The organism is Enterobacter cloacae complex sp. AR_0002 (genome assembly GCF_001922365.1).
GTDB classification, from domain to species: Bacteria; Pseudomonadota; Gammaproteobacteria; order Enterobacterales; family Enterobacteriaceae; genus Enterobacter; species Enterobacter hormaechei_C.
The window spans coordinates 3,230,615-3,243,520 of record NZ_CP018814.1; the positions used below are offsets into that span (position 1 = coordinate 3,230,615).

At 58.0% G+C, this 12,906-nt stretch carries 17 protein-coding genes; 3 read left to right on the forward strand and 14 right to left on the reverse strand.

The window, feature by feature from the left end; translation table 11 throughout:
- Positions 1–40 precede the first annotated feature (40 nt).
- The 14 genes from AM329_RS16025 to cadR all read right to left on the reverse strand — a co-directional run bounded on the left by AM329_RS16025 (position 41) and on the right by cadR (position 9,861).
- Positions 41–799 carry a TIGR03747 family integrating conjugative element membrane protein gene (locus tag AM329_RS16025; RefSeq protein WP_006785966.1) on the reverse strand — a complete coding sequence of 253 codons (759 nt, stop codon included), beginning with the start codon at positions 797–799 and terminating at the stop codon, positions 41–43.
- Complete coding sequence (gene traD, locus AM329_RS16030; RefSeq protein ID WP_032608291.1) at positions 792–2,891, reverse strand: type IV conjugative transfer system coupling protein TraD; 2,100 nt, start codon at positions 2,889–2,891, stop codon at positions 792–794. The genes AM329_RS16025 and traD overlap by 8 nt, the downstream gene beginning before the upstream one ends.
- Complete coding sequence (locus AM329_RS16035) at positions 2,884–3,372, reverse strand: hypothetical protein (RefSeq protein ID WP_032608290.1); 489 nt, start codon at positions 3,370–3,372, stop codon at positions 2,884–2,886. Before AM329_RS16035 ends, traD begins: the two co-directional genes overlap by 8 nt.
- 10 nt (positions 3,373–3,382) lie before the next feature.
- Positions 3,383–3,955 (reverse strand): restriction endonuclease, encoded by a 573-nt coding sequence (locus tag AM329_RS16040; protein WP_032608288.1) that lies wholly within the window; start codon positions 3,953–3,955, stop codon positions 3,383–3,385.
- Positions 3,955–4,488 carry an integrating conjugative element protein gene (locus AM329_RS16045; RefSeq protein ID WP_032608287.1) on the reverse strand — a complete coding sequence of 178 codons (534 nt, stop codon included), beginning with the start codon at positions 4,486–4,488 and terminating at the stop codon, positions 3,955–3,957. The genes AM329_RS16040 and AM329_RS16045 overlap by 1 nt, the downstream gene beginning before the upstream one ends.
- A 5-nt stretch (positions 4,489–4,493) precedes the next feature.
- Positions 4,494–5,129 (reverse strand): transglycosylase SLT domain-containing protein, encoded by a 636-nt coding sequence (locus tag AM329_RS16050; protein ID WP_032608286.1) that lies wholly within the window; start codon positions 5,127–5,129, stop codon positions 4,494–4,496.
- On the reverse strand, positions 5,108–5,830 hold the full coding sequence (locus AM329_RS16055) for a TIGR03759 family integrating conjugative element protein (protein ID WP_032608285.1): 723 nt from the start codon (positions 5,828–5,830) through the stop codon (positions 5,108–5,110). Before AM329_RS16055 ends, AM329_RS16050 begins: the two co-directional genes overlap by 22 nt.
- 11 nt (positions 5,831–5,841) lie before the next feature.
- On the reverse strand, positions 5,842–6,600 hold the full coding sequence (locus AM329_RS16060; RefSeq protein ID WP_032608284.1) for a hypothetical protein: 759 nt from the start codon (positions 6,598–6,600) through the stop codon (positions 5,842–5,844).
- Positions 6,597–7,262, reverse strand: a complete 666-nt coding sequence (locus tag AM329_RS16065) for a PilL N-terminal domain-containing protein (protein ID WP_044596300.1) — start codon at positions 7,260–7,262, stop codon at positions 6,597–6,599. The genes AM329_RS16060 and AM329_RS16065 overlap by 4 nt, the downstream gene beginning before the upstream one ends.
- A 136-nt stretch (positions 7,263–7,398) precedes the next feature.
- Positions 7,399–7,647: a DUF2442 domain-containing protein gene (locus AM329_RS16070; protein WP_004115558.1), complete on the reverse strand. Its 249-nt coding sequence runs from the start codon at positions 7,645–7,647 to the stop codon at positions 7,399–7,401.
- Entirely contained in the window at positions 7,631–7,873 is a 243-nt protein-coding gene (locus tag AM329_RS16075) for a DUF4160 domain-containing protein (protein WP_016807972.1), read from the reverse strand. The genes AM329_RS16070 and AM329_RS16075 overlap by 17 nt, the downstream gene beginning before the upstream one ends.
- 64 nt (positions 7,874–7,937) lie before the next feature.
- Positions 7,938–8,474 (reverse strand): single-stranded DNA-binding protein, encoded by a 537-nt coding sequence (locus tag AM329_RS16080; protein ID WP_016807973.1) that lies wholly within the window; start codon positions 8,472–8,474, stop codon positions 7,938–7,940.
- A 60-nt stretch (positions 8,475–8,534) separates the two neighbouring features.
- The gene (locus tag AM329_RS16085) at positions 8,535–9,005 is read right to left on the reverse strand and encodes an STY4534 family ICE replication protein (protein ID WP_016807974.1); all 471 of its coding nucleotides are present in this window, start codon (positions 9,003–9,005) and stop codon (positions 8,535–8,537) included.
- 448 nt (positions 9,006–9,453) lie between these two features.
- Positions 9,454–9,861 (reverse strand): Cd(II)/Pb(II)-responsive transcriptional regulator, encoded by a 408-nt coding sequence (gene cadR / locus AM329_RS16090; RefSeq protein ID WP_029396360.1) that lies wholly within the window; start codon positions 9,859–9,861, stop codon positions 9,454–9,456.
- Positions 9,862–9,956: 95 nt separating this feature from the next.
- Here cadR and AM329_RS16095 point away from each other — a divergent pair, with 95 nt between their 5' ends.
- Genes AM329_RS16095 through AM329_RS16105 form a run of 3 tightly spaced genes read left to right on the forward strand, consistent with a single transcriptional unit; the run spans position 9,957 to position 12,680 of the window.
- Positions 9,957–10,853 (forward strand): cation transporter, encoded by an 897-nt coding sequence (locus AM329_RS16095; protein ID WP_004364974.1) that lies wholly within the window; start codon positions 9,957–9,959, stop codon positions 10,851–10,853.
- Positions 10,854–10,856: 3 nt separating this feature from the next.
- The gene (lspA, locus tag AM329_RS16100; protein WP_032608282.1) at positions 10,857–11,369 is read left to right on the forward strand and encodes a signal peptidase II; all 513 of its coding nucleotides are present in this window, start codon (positions 10,857–10,859) and stop codon (positions 11,367–11,369) included.
- Between the two features lie 21 nt (positions 11,370–11,390).
- Positions 11,391–12,680, forward strand: a complete 1,290-nt coding sequence (locus AM329_RS16105) for an ISL3-like element ISPpu12 family transposase (RefSeq protein WP_032608281.1) — start codon at positions 11,391–11,393, stop codon at positions 12,678–12,680.
- Positions 12,681–12,906 lie beyond the last annotated feature (226 nt).

Consider the following 12,906-nt stretch of genomic DNA (forward strand, 5'->3'; position numbering starts at 1 on the left):
CGCGCAAAACAAGTTTTGCACGCCTCCGTCCAGCCCTGATTTAAAGATACTTCTTGAACGACGCAGTGGTCACCGTTACGGCGATCCCCAGCAGAACAGCCGCCGGCAACAACAGCAGATTGGGGTAGACTGCCGTGGGCCAGGAAAGATACAGCATGGCGGGCACCACAGCGGCCGGTTTGACCAGCTTCTTGGCATGATGATAGACAAACGAACTTTCATACCCCGCGCCGTACCGCCGCAGATCACGCCGCCCCAGCCCCTCAACCAGCGCCACCACCACGACCAGCACAAACAACGGCACGGACAGCACCAGGATGGTGACGCGTACCAGGGTGATAATGCTGATCCATACCGTGGCCAGCAGGTATTCACGCAGGTAGCCGGCAAGCCAGCCGCTCCAGCTGTTGATTTCCCGGGTGACGGCATTGTCACTGTGCATCTGGTGTGCATACTGCTGCCGGACCCAGTCCAGGAAGCCACTGTCCACAAAGGCCCACTGATACGCGGTGCTCACCCAGCGCACAACCGTCACCGATGGTTCAGACAGCAGCAGGCTGCGGGTGAACTCTGTGGACAGCCACCCCAGCTCGGTGTTCATGACCGCTTCACTGTGCGCCGCCCCGGCTTCCGGCCAGAAGAAGGCGATGCCGATATATTCAATCAGCAGGCTCAGCAGCAGCGAGGACAGCACCACGCCCACCAGGGCCCATGGCCAGCCCCAGAGCAGATTATACAGAATGCCGTGCTTGCGTTCCGGCAGCGTCTGCTGCTGTGGGGGACGTTTTACCTCAGCCATTCGCCCCTCCTGTGACCGGCACGTTCAGGGCCGGACCGTCCCGCCACCAGGATTCGCCGCTGTGATAGCTGCGCCGCATCTCCTCCGCTATTTTCTCAATACTTTCCGGCATCAGCACATCATCAGCATCCCCGGCAGGCAGCGGCATGCGGATTTTCCACAGTTGCCCGCCTTCCAGCAGGGCAAACGCCTGCCCTTTTGGCAGCGTCACGATATCGGCCGGCTCCAGTAGCGGGACTTTTACCGTCCCGACGCGGTCCTGGGTGCTTGAGGTGAAGTCCTGGTCTGCATTGACATCCGCCGTGTCCTGGTGCCCAGAGACCAGCGTTTTGGTGTAAATCTCCACCTGCGGCAGCTGCGTGGTCAGCAGCTCGGCGGTGCGGTTCTCCCTGACGCGCAGCATAATCAGGTTGTTAAAGTTACCCTGTACCTGGGCCGTCTTGGCCGCATTCCCGATGCGTGCCTCAATATCAGAAGACGTCTGGGTATAGGCCGTCACCTGCATGCCGGCACCGCCCCCTTTGTTGATGAGAGGAATAAACTCATCCCCCATCAGCTCGTTAAACTCATCGCAGTGCAGGTTAATCAGGGACTTCCCTTCTTTCCCGCCCGGCAGGCCAGCATTGATACCGTGTTTATAAATGTGCCCGGCCACACTCACCAGATCGGCGAACATGGAGTTACCGACCGCGCTCGCCACTTCACTGTCACTGAGCGCATCGAGCCCCACATACACCACGGCTTTTTTACGGATGATCTGTTCCCAGTCAAAAATCGGCCGCGTGTCGTCAATGTCCTGATAATCCGGCGACAGCAGCTCGGCGGTCTTACCGGTGGTCAGTTTTTCCAGCAGCGGCAGCAGCGACGCCACGATTTTGTCAAAGTAAGTACGGTCATAACGTACCGCTGACCGCAGCCCGTCAAGGATGGGATCATAGAGTTTTTTACCCTCTTCTGAACTCAGGGCAACCTCAATGGCCCAGATACGTAAGGCATCCGGCTGACCCTGCATGTTACGGGGCACGTCGTCCTCTCCCAGCACCTGCTGATTATTCTCAATCTGCGTCTGCAGAGCCGGCAGCTGCGCCTGGATGATTTTTTCCGCATAGCGGATATAGAGATCGGCGATATTGTTCACGTAGCGCATGATCAGCGTGTAGTCAGGGCGCTCACCCAGGGCGACCAGCGCACGGGCGATGATGTTGACGAACCGCCAGGCAAATTCGCGGAATGCCGCGCTGTTCCCCTCACCCGACAGCTGACCGGCCACGCGGGACGCCACCTCTGACACGCGACCAAAACGCCCGACGGCATTATAACGGGCTGAAATTTCAGGCCAGCCAAGATGAAAAATATACAGCTCGTCCCCGCGTCCGGCCCGGTGGGCCTCTGCCCAGACGCGTTTCATCAGATCTGCGTCGCCTTTCGGATCAAACACGATGGTGACTTCACCCCGCCGGATGTCCTGGGTGACCAGCAGCTCTGCCAGCCGGGTCTTCCCGACGCGCGTGGTGCCGTACACCACCGTATGGCCAACGCGCTCCCCCAGAGCCAGGGTGACGTCTTTTTCGTCGGGCTCGATGCCGTGCAGCGCCGGATTGCCGCCCACCGGTGGTAACGGCCGCACCGGGTTCAGCGGCGTATCGGCACTCAGCAGCTTGCCCAGCCAGGGCAGACGGTGCTCTGTCATCATTTCGAGCTGACGCGCCCCCAGGTAAAAGCGGTTTGGCTGCAGGTAACGGGCCACTTCAGGGCGCAGCGTATCCTGCAGCCGCTGGGTGTGTTTCTGCGTCCAGCGGAACCCCCGGCCTAGAAACAGGCGACGATGACTGACGGGGATCTGTTTAGTACTCATGACATAGCGCGGCAGGCGGCGGAGATTCCGGCGGTAGCGAATAATCTTCATCCCCTGATGCGTGCGGGTGACGGCCAGCGCCGCAAACCCGGCTGCGGTGACATAGCTGACAGACGGAGCCAGAGCGACAGCCCAGGGTGCCTGCACACAGACATACGCCGCCATGCCCGATACCACGGCGGTATTCAGCTCAACGGCCGGACGCAGCAGGGCCTCAATGACGTAACGGTTACTCATCGTCTGCCTCCTTTATAATTTTACCGTCGGCCATACGGATATACGTTACCCTCCCGGCACCGGCTTCCCTGCAGGAAAGGGAGTGGTAACGCAGGGCATCCGCCAGTAAGCGCCAGAGCACATACAGAACATTCGACAGGATGAAAAAAATGATCCATACGGCCCGCAATGACAGCAGGTAATTGTTCGCCGCGGTTTCTGTGGAGACGGCAGTGACGGTACAGGCTGCCGGCTTTGCCTCAGGCGGAGCCGCATTATCAGGCACCGGGCATTCCTCCCACATGTAATGTCCGGGCGGCGCGGTGCGCCATGCCGTTGCCTCCTTCTGCAACTGGTCGTTCAGGTCACTGACCGGATGGCCGAAAACAAGCCAGGCGAGCAGGCAGACACCGCCGAAAGCGGCAGGCACGAAAACGGCATGACGGAATAAACAGAACACAAGCCACAAAGCGTAGCGCAGGCTGTTCACGATGATATGCATAAGGGATTCCTCAGAGATACTGCCGGACGTCCTGCCCGGCGAGAATGGCCAGCAGGCGTTGCCCGCTGATGATGCGCAGGCGCGGTGACGCCATATGAAGGGTGCGGCTCATTTTTCCGGTACGGCCCGTGTGGATAAACAGCCCCCGGCGGCCGGAGTGCAGGAGAAGCCGGTCGAAGTCCTCAACATGTGCGGGGGAAACAGCACGACTGTACCGTTTGGCCTGGATAAGCCAGTGCTCGCCGTCGATGATGACCTGGCCATCAAGGCCGCCGTCACCGCTGTAGGAGGCATTGCGCACCACGGTCAGCCCCTGACGTTCAAAGGCAGACAGCAACAGCTCTTCAAAGACATAGGGGCTGATTTTGCGCAGATAGGTCAGACGCTGCCCGTCTCCCGGCAGGAGGGTCAGTTTATTCAGTACCCGCCCCGCCGTTGCCCGGTATCGCCGGTGACGGCGGGTGCTGGCTTTCTCACGCCAGCGCAGGTTCAGAAAGGCCATCACCACCAGGAAAAGGACTATCAGTATGACCGCCCCGTAAGGGTGTGCCATCAGCAGACCGTTGATATCTGGCGCGCTCATTACGGCTTAACCTGCTGCGTCAGGCCGGTATCGGTGATGAGTACCGGATAATGCGCAATCTGCAGGCGACGGGCCAGCTCGCTGCCGGAAGCCGGGACCAGGCTGACACCGGGTGCCAGTTCGCGCAGCTCGCGCACGGTATCCATGTCTGTGACGTTGACTATCATCCCGGCCGCATGCTGTTCAGCCAGCGCGCCGGCATTGGCTTTCAGCCATTCACGGGACAGAGCATCATCCCCGATCAGAAACAACGCCCCAATGCCGGGCAACTGCAGCGGCCGGTCTGCTGTATTCCCCGGGCTCAGTTCAGGTGTGTTAACGGGTAACATACCCGCCATCCCGTCAGCCAGCGGAACACCGTGGTCCGGCTGGCGTGAAGGCTGTACGTCACTGACGCCGGGCATGCCGGGCTGTTTATTAACGGCCTCAAAATACGGCGCAGCATCTTCACCGCCCAGATCAGCAATCACATTCAGTTCAGCATGGCCGGTCAGGGGAAGGAGGGTAAACAGCAGTAAGGACAGCGTTTTCATCAGGGTTATCTCCCGGGTTCAGTCCAGACGAAGCCTGGATCGGGGGTGAGCGCAGCAACCGAGCGGGGCGCTTCAGCTGCCGGCGCAGAAATGCGGGGTGCAGGGCTGATTTTTACCAGATGCCCTCTCACAATGGCGCGGTAACGTGCAGCAGGCTGACCACCTGCGGGATGGTGGTAGCAGCCGGCCGCATCCAGCCAGCTGCCTGGCTTACGCGCCCAGCACTCACGCAGAATGGTGGCGGCGGCGTTCAGGTTGGTGTAAGGGTCAAACGCATCCCACGTCGAGGCAAAATGATGACCGTTCCAGCCCAGATTGACCTGGGCAATACCGACATCGATGCGCTTAAGCGGGTGACGCTTCATAAAGACCTGCAGCGCCTGCCAGGCCTGCAGGCGCGTCTCATAGCGATACCCTTTGCCTGCCACATTGATGGTCCAGGGCCATGGCCGCACGCCGCGGGGAAGTTTGCGCGAAGACTCGCTCAGTGATACCGAGTAAAGCGCTTCGGGGGGCACGCCGTGCGCCATGGCCACGCGGACGTAACCCTCCGGCACCGTCTGGTCAGCATGGCCGTCAGGGACGGCCGCCATCAGTAAGCCCAGCGCCAGTGCGCCGGTCAGAATGCTGCGATTGCCCATTTACCGTCTCCCGCCTGCTGCAGTAAAACCGGCATCAGGCCGTTACCAAAGCGCATCCACCGGCCGCCGTCGTGGTTAAGCGTGATCTGGCGCTTGCGGACCTTTTCCACGGGAATGTGATGGTCCCGTGCCCAGCTGCGAAGCGCATCATCACTGCCCTGGCTGTCGACCAGATAGATGTCCACCGGCCGGTTGTCAGCCAGAACGGCAGACAGTTTCGCGTCGCAGGTGGCGCAGTCTTTTGACCTGACGAACAGCGCCAGCCGGCCGCCACTGTCGTGCGCCACGCCGGAGGCGTTCCCCATATTGACCGGCAGTGTGCCCGGATACAGGCGCTGCCAAGCCGCGTTCACCTCACGCTGGAAATCAAGCTCTTTCTGGGTGCGGGCAAACTCTTCCTTCACCCACTTTTCAGCAAACTTACGGCGCTCTGCCGGCGTCTGCGCCTCGATACCGAGGGTGGAAAGCGGATCGAGACCCGGCGACTGGGTACCCCGGGGTCCCTTCATCAGCTGCTGATAACGCTGATAATCGTCGGCACTGAGTCCCCACTGACCGGCCTGCTGCTGCAGGTTTTGCTGTGCGGAGTCCGCCCGTTGTGTTGATTCCTGTCGGCTGACATCCGTCTGTCCTGATGTGGTCGCGACCAGGGTCAGGGGACTCAGCAGCATGGCGGCTAAAAAGGTATGTTTCAGTTTCATCATTCGCTCCGTTATTCTGCTCTGAGCACGGTCAGGCGGCCGTTAACCCGAAACGTCGCCTCACCATAACCGGCACTGACCAGCGTCCAGCCGGCAACGGTTTCGCCCTCTCCGACCAGGGCCACCTGCGACAGGCTGCTGTAGCCCCGGGGCGCGATGGCAGCCCAGGACTCTGCCCCCCGCTTCTCCACGCCCGTCAGCACAAAAGGCGCAGTGCGGGCCACGCGAAGGGACGGAGCAGCACGACGTGTGTCAGCGGGACGGGGCTTTTTTGCAGCAGGCGCGTTTTTTTTGACCGGTGCGGCGACAGGTGCGGCGGGTGCGGGTGCCGGCTGTGATTTCAGCGCTGTCAGCTGCTCAGTCAGCGCACTCAGGCGGGTTTCCAGCCCCTGCTGGGCGTCCTGAAGGGTTCGCAATGACTGACGCATGGCGTCGTCGCTGCCGGCCTGTTTCGCAGCAGCGCTCAGCTCCTGCTGCATCTCACCAAGTTTTTTCCGGGTATCCCGCAGGCCGGTTTTGAGCGTGGTCACATCTGACTGCAGGGCCGCGACTGTCTCAACAGTGGCCGCTGTACTGCCCTGAGATTCAAGGCGTGCAAGGCGTTCATCAAGGTTCGATATGCCCAGACTGAAGGCGGTGTAGCCCAGCGCCAGAATGCCGGCCAGCGCCACACCGCTGGCAACGCCCCAGATGAGGCGGCGGCGGGGACGCCAGCTGAATCTTTTACGGGCCGGCGCGGGGTCAGTATGGAATGGTTGCTGTTCGCTCATTTTCTCAGAAACCCTCCGCTGACAGGTTTAACAGGGACGGACTGAGGGGCGCTGATGGCCGGTTGTGACACGGCGGACGGCGCAGGCGTGGACCAGCTGCTGACCGGCGGCGGAAGCTGGGAGACCGGCAGCTGGTAGCCGTCGCGCAGGCTGTGGCAGACCACCCGCTGCACATCGTCCACTTCCAGCTGCCAGGCCGGACCGGCCATAACCTGCAGGGCAGTACGCAGGCGCATCGGGCCCAGCTGGTACTGGACTGCCGGCAATGCCTGGCGGTAAAGCACGCCGTTGGCGGAGCCGGTCGCACACAGGGAATAACCGGACTGGCGCAGGGCATAACGCAGCGCATCAGCCACGGTAGGATGCAGGGATGACGGGATACGGATATCAATAATCTGCGAGAGAGGGTCACGCTGGGCCGCCTGCGGATCGGTACTGACCAGCAGATAACGATCGTAGCGCACCACTTCCGGCGTCCGCGCATACTCGTCCGGAGAGACCGGCTGAACGTTGCGGGTGACGGTGGTGCCGGGTGTCGGGTCGGCAGGCGCGCGTTGCTGCAACTTTTGCGGCTGGGAAACACAGCCCGCAAGGAGCAGCAGGGGAAGAACAGTGGCCAGCCTGCCTGGTGAAAATATGTTGTGAGAGGTGTTACGTTTCATCCGGAATTTTCCTGTACAGTGATAAAACAGCCCTCACTGTGCGGAATCGGTCCGGTTTCACTCAATTAACAACTGATTTTCCGTTGATGAAAAAAAACGCCGGCAAAAGCCAGCGTTTTTCACTAATAGCGCGCTGTCAGGCTACTTTATGGGGACGATGGGTCACATCGCCGCGGCCTTCAAGCAAACCCGCAATAGAAATGTCTTCGTCCAGCGCGTCCCAGTGGATACCACGGGGACTCAGTTCATAGCTGTTAAGCTGTTCAGTTGAAGCATGCAACAGGCGTGGAAACCATGCCAGCGGCACACCGATGGTACGGGCGTCGTTGAGTTCAACCCACATCGTGGCCTCATCGAAGCTGACCCGTTTAGCTGAAATAGTCATTCCAGGCCTCCAGAAACAATGCTTGGTTATCTTCAACGATCCCCGTCAGTTCTTTTAATACCCGTGAATTAAACCCATCGTTACTGGCCAGAGCCACTGATGGCGTTAACCAGAATTTGGCTTCACTACCTGCTTTCATTACGTGAATGTGTGCAGGTTCGAGCGGGTTACCTTCATTAGAATAAAAAAAGAACCGGAAACCGTTGATCCTCAGTATAACAGGCATGTCAGTTATCCTTAAATGCTGACCGGATTATGTGTAAGTTCAGAGCGACTGCCATAAAGGCTGTTCAGAGTGCATGGATTGCCGATTTTGGTACTCCATACCCGAATCCAATGAACGGTATATCGTCATCGAAGTCCATCGGTGGCGCACCGGCACTGCTGCCGGAAGCCTGGCCACTGTGAGTCGGTCCGGAAGGTTGCTGAGGCTGGCCCCAGTCATTCCGGGAAGACGTATTCTGACCGCTGCCGGACTGGCGACCGCCAAGCATCTGCATGGTGCCACCAATGTTTACCACCACCTCTGTGATGTATTTCTCCTGGCCGGACTGATCGGTCCATTTGCGTGTGCGCAGCTGGCCCTCGATGTAAACCTGGGAGCCTTTGCGCAGATATTCACCCGCAATTTCTGCCAGCTTGCCGAAAATAACCACCCGGTGCCATTCGGTCACTTCTTTCTGTTCACCGGACTGCTTATCACGCCAGCTCTCAGACGTGGCCAGAGAAAGGGTGGCAACTGCACTGCCATTGGGAATATAACGCACTTCAGGATCCTGGCCGAGATTACCGACAAGAATCACCTTGTTAACGCCGCGTGAGGACATAATCATTTCTCCTGTAAAGAATAAAGAAACACCCCGCGAACGGGGTGTGTCAGGTGCGCATCAGAATGAGTTTTCTGCGTAGTTTTGTTGTGCGGCAGAGCCATTCTGCGGCGGCACGGAGTCAGATTTTTCAGTCTTGTAGACCATGTCCTGGCCTATTTTGATCCAGTCCACCTTTATCAGGCGGGCTTTCAGACTGACACGCTGTTCGCCGGCATGCTCGCCCTTGTTCAGCGTAAATATGTCCGTGGACGGATTACTCAGGTTAAAGCCCAGCAGGACTTTTTTGTCTTCATCGACGGCTTTCTGGCAGCGGGCGATAAGGCTGGTAGCCTCTTTACCTGCGACAGAAATGTCAAAACGGACGTAGGCCGGATTGTCAGTCGGACCGCTCAGTGCATTGATTACGCAGCTGAGGAACGAGCCATTCTGATGGTTAACCTGGCGGATGTTGCTGAGATACCCGATGCCTTTAATAGTCAGGTTGAAGTACTCAGATTTTGCAGATGCAGAAGTATTGTTTGCAGACATGATGTTTTCTCCATGGAGGTAAAAATAGGTACGACAGAGAAACCATCTGCCCTGACGGGAGTGGTTTCCCGTCGGGGGTCAGGATCGGTTGAATCCTGAGAGTCTGGTATGTTGAAGGAACCTTCATCGCCGCGTCGTAATGCGCTTGTACAGGCGATATCTGCTTTCAAAGGTGCGCAGATGTACCAAAGTTTGCTCCCTTTCAGGTTACAGGAGCTTTCGCTGTAGCCACCCGAAGGCGATTCTCACAGGCTACTGAATCATTGGTGGTCGTATGAACGACGGTTTAGCACTTTTATAATTAAACCGTCCTCCCGGAATGTCAACGGTCAAAATGGAAAACGTGATCCGTAAAAATAAAGGGTAAGCGGATTAAATGGTTGATCTTACCTTTGCATGAGAGTGAGACAGACCGGCATCTCATCGGATTATCTGGTTGATGCTTCACCTACTGCTGGTGCATGTTTCCTTCGCTAATTCCAGCAAGAACCCCACACGCCTCAACTTCCCGGTCATCGTTGCAACTCGCTCTCAGTGAAACGAGTTGTTTCTCAAGCGCTTGCAGAGCGGTTATCTGCGACCGCACATGAGAGATGTGATCATCGAGCAAGGCGTTGACGGCGGTACAAGGCTGATGAGGGGCGTCCTGATAGCTCTGTAGTTCGTGAATCTCAGCCAGTGACAGGCCCAGGATTCTGCAGCGACGGATGAAGGCCAGCCCCTCACCATGCTTCTCGGTATAGACACGGTAACCGTTGTCCTGCCGATCAGGCGGCGGCAACAAGCCCTGCTGTTCATAGAAGCGGATCGTCTGTGTTTCGACCCCTACCAACTGCGCCAACTGACCAATGCGCATCAGCCTCCTCCCCAACGGATTCTTTACTCTATTGACCTTATAGTAGCTTTATAGTTTTAAATGGTACCACAACATTGTTCAAGTGGAGTCGTATCATGAGCAAATCCTGTGGTGGCGCCTGTGGCGGTGATGCAACGTCCGCAGCGGATACCGATATACAGGCCTCCTCCGAGGCGCCAGGGAGATGGGTCAGTGTTTATGCCGTGCCGAAGATGGACTGTCCATCAGAAGAACGAATGATTCGCCTAGCCCTGAACGGCTTTGAGGAGATTCGGGCGCTGTCCTTCGACTTGTCGAACCGCCGGCTGAAGGTCGTGCATGACGGCGAGGTCGAGCCCGTCACCTCGAAACTGAAGACCTTGGGGCTAGGCGCCTCGCTTCAGGAAACCGTCGCTGCAAATCCGGAGACCATCAAGGCCGCCGAGTTTTCGGCAGCTTCTGCTAAGCAAGAATCCGGGACCCTGCGCTGGTTGCTCGGCATCAATGCACTTCTGTTCGTGGTGGAAATGACTGCCGGTCTGATCGCCCGGTCCACCGGCCTGATTGGAGAATCCCTGGACAATTTTGCCGATGCGGCGGTGTACGGGCTTGCCCTTTATGCGGTTGGACATAGCGTGAAAATGCAGGTACGTGCCGCGCATCTTGCTGGTGTACTGCAACTGATCTTGGCTGTGGGCGTGCTCGTAGAGGTGGTGAGACGCTTTGTATTCGGTAGTGAGCCTGAATCGCTGGTGATGATGGCTATCGCATTCGTCGCATTGATTGCCAATACCAGTTGTCTGCTGCTCATATCCAAACATCGGGAAGGCGGGGCGCACATGAAGGCAAGCTGGATATTCTCGGCCAACGACGTGGTGATCAACCTGGGGGTCATCACCGCCGGCGCCCTGGTCGCGTGGACCGGTTCCAATTATCCGGATCTGATTATCGGCACCATCGCGGGGGGCATTGTACTTAACGGTGCCAGACGCATTTTGGCGTTGAAGGGTTAAATAATGCTCATTATTGGCAAAAAGCTCTCGCCGTATGCCCTATTGTCCATATCGGGCCTGCTGGCAGCGTCTGATCAGGCTGTAAAGTGGCTGGTGCAGCAATCAATGGCCTATGGCGAGTATGTTTCGGTGACCCCGTTCTTTAACTGGGTGCACCTATGGAACACCGGTGCCGCATTCAGTCTTTTTGCGAATGGTGGAGGCTGGCAGCGCTACTTTTTTATCGGAATCGCGGTAGTGATCTCGATTTTTCTGATCAAGCTGATCCTTGAAAATCGTCATAAAGGAGAAGCCATCGCTTACAGTCTTATCCTCGGTGGCGCCATGGGCAACCTGATTGACCGGGTCTTTCGCGGCTATGTTGTGGATTCCTTTGATTTCTATTGGCGAGACTGGCATTGGCCGGCCTTCAACCTGGCTGATATTGCAATTGTCCTCGGTGCCTTACTTTTCGTTTCCAGCAGCTTGTTGGGTAAAAAAGCAAACACCAATGCCGAGTCGGATGGATCTGACTGACACCTACGCCTATACAACACCATGACCGAACTTCCCGACAACATCCTTCACCTGCCGCAATACCAAGTACTGGGCTGCAAATCAACCGACGACGAAATGCACTTCCAGGTGGACATGCCCGATCCCATCGCCTGCGAGGAATGCGGCGTGCAGGGTGAGTTCGTACGGTTCGGCAAGCGTGACGTTCCCTATCGTGATCTGCCCATCCACGGCAAGCGGGTCACTCTCTGGGTGGTCCGCCGCCGATACACCTGCCGGGCCTGCAAGACAACATTCAGGCCCCAGCTACCGGAGATGGTGGACGGATTCCGTATGACACTGCGGCTGCATGAGTACGTGGAGAAGGAATCCTTCAACCACCCCTACACCTTTGTGGCGGCACAGACCGGCCTGGACGAGAAGACGGTGCGCGACATCTTCAACGCCCGCGCCGAGTTCCTGGGGCGCTGGCACCGCTTCGAGACGCCCCGCATCCTGGGCATTGACGAGCTATACCTGAACAAGCGCTACCGCTGCATTCTGACCAACATTGAGGAGCGAACCCTGCTCGACCTGCTGGCCACCCGCCGCCAGGACGTGGTGACCAACTACCTGATGAAGCTGAAAGACCGGCAGAAGGTCGAGATCGTCAGCATGGACATGTGGAACCCCTACCGGGCAGCGGTCAAGGCTGTGCTGCCCCAGGCCCGTATCGTGGTCGATAAGTTCCATGTGGTGCGCATGGCCAACGATGCCCCAGAGAGAGTGCGCAAGGGCCTCAGAAAGGAGCTGAAACCGTCCCAGAGCCGGACTCTCAAGGGAGACCGGAAAATCCTGCTGAAACGCGCTCACGAAGTCCCAGACCGGGAGCGCCTCATCATGGAGACCTGGACAGGCGCGTTCCCGCAACTGCTGGCCGCCTACGAGCACAAGGAGCGCTTCTACGGCATCTGGGACGCCACCACACGGCTCCAGGCAGAAGCCGCCCTGGACGAGTGGATAGCCACCATCCCGAAGGGCCAAAAGGAAGTCTGGAGCGATCTGGTCAGGGCAGTGGGAAACTGGCGCGAAGAGACCATGACCTACTTCGAGACGGACATGCCCGTCACCAACGCTTACACGGAGTCCATCAACCGACTGGCCAAGGACAAGAACCGTGAAGGGCGCGGTTACTCCTTCGAGGTGATGCGGGCACGAATGCTCTACACCACGAAGCACAAGAAGAAGGCACCGACTGCGAAGGTCTCTCCTTTCTACAAGAAAACCATCGGTTACGGACTGCCGGACTTCGCAGAGGAACTCAACTACGGAGTCGATTTATCAACCATCTGAGGGTGGTATCAGATTGATGGGGTGAAGGTGCCCCATCAACCATTAAATCCGTATACCCAAAATAAAAGGGCACCGTTTCCGGTGCCCTGGGGTCAGTGCCTTAACCTGCGGTCGTCTCATCTGTCTCCGGGGAATAATCCCGACGCGGTTTTCACGGAGTGCATGCGTCTTACAGGTCAGTTAGTGTGCAATAACTTCCTGCCAGGCCTGCTGGGGGTAAATCCCG

Excerpts from the sequence above, each read along its gene's own strand:
- AM329_RS16065 (WP_044596300.1), bottom strand. The coding sequence starts at position 7,262 with ATGAAACGTAACACCTCTCACAACATATTTTCACCAGGCAGGCTGGCC.
- AM329_RS16040 (WP_032608288.1), bottom strand. The coding sequence starts at position 3,955 with ATGAGCGCGCCAGATATCAACGGTCTGCTGATGGCACACCCTTACGGG.
- AM329_RS16025 (WP_006785966.1), bottom strand. The coding sequence starts at position 799 with ATGGCTGAGGTAAAACGTCCCCCACAGCAGCAGACGCTGCCGGAACGC.
- AM329_RS16080 (WP_016807973.1), bottom strand. The coding sequence starts at position 8,474 with ATGTCCTCACGCGGCGTTAACAAGGTGATTCTTGTCGGTAATCTCGGC.
- lspA (WP_032608282.1), top strand. The coding sequence starts at position 10,857 with ATGCTCATTATTGGCAAAAAGCTCTCGCCGTATGCCCTATTGTCCATA.
- cadR (WP_029396360.1), bottom strand. The coding sequence starts at position 9,861 with ATGCGCATTGGTCAGTTGGCGCAGTTGGTAGGGGTCGAAACACAGACG.
- AM329_RS16085 (WP_016807974.1), bottom strand. The coding sequence starts at position 9,005 with ATGTCTGCAAACAATACTTCTGCATCTGCAAAATCTGAGTACTTCAAC.
- AM329_RS16075 (WP_016807972.1), bottom strand. The coding sequence starts at position 7,873 with ATGCCTGTTATACTGAGGATCAACGGTTTCCGGTTCTTTTTTTATTCT.
- AM329_RS16050 (WP_032608286.1), bottom strand. The coding sequence starts at position 5,129 with ATGGGCAATCGCAGCATTCTGACCGGCGCACTGGCGCTGGGCTTACTG.
- AM329_RS16060 (WP_032608284.1), bottom strand. The coding sequence starts at position 6,600 with ATGAGCGAACAGCAACCATTCCATACTGACCCCGCGCCGGCCCGTAAA.
- traD (WP_032608291.1), bottom strand. The coding sequence starts at position 2,891 with ATGAGTAACCGTTACGTCATTGAGGCCCTGCTGCGTCCGGCCGTTGAG.
- AM329_RS16045 (WP_032608287.1), bottom strand. The coding sequence starts at position 4,488 with ATGAAAACGCTGTCCTTACTGCTGTTTACCCTCCTTCCCCTGACCGGC.
- AM329_RS16105 (WP_032608281.1), top strand. The coding sequence starts at position 11,391 with ATGACCGAACTTCCCGACAACATCCTTCACCTGCCGCAATACCAAGTA.
- AM329_RS16055 (WP_032608285.1), bottom strand. The coding sequence starts at position 5,830 with ATGAAACTGAAACATACCTTTTTAGCCGCCATGCTGCTGAGTCCCCTG.
- AM329_RS16070 (WP_004115558.1), bottom strand. The coding sequence starts at position 7,647 with ATGACTATTTCAGCTAAACGGGTCAGCTTCGATGAGGCCACGATGTGG.
- AM329_RS16035 (WP_032608290.1), bottom strand. The coding sequence starts at position 3,372 with ATGCATATCATCGTGAACAGCCTGCGCTACGCTTTGTGGCTTGTGTTC.
- AM329_RS16095 (WP_004364974.1), top strand. The coding sequence starts at position 9,957 with ATGAGCAAATCCTGTGGTGGCGCCTGTGGCGGTGATGCAACGTCCGCA.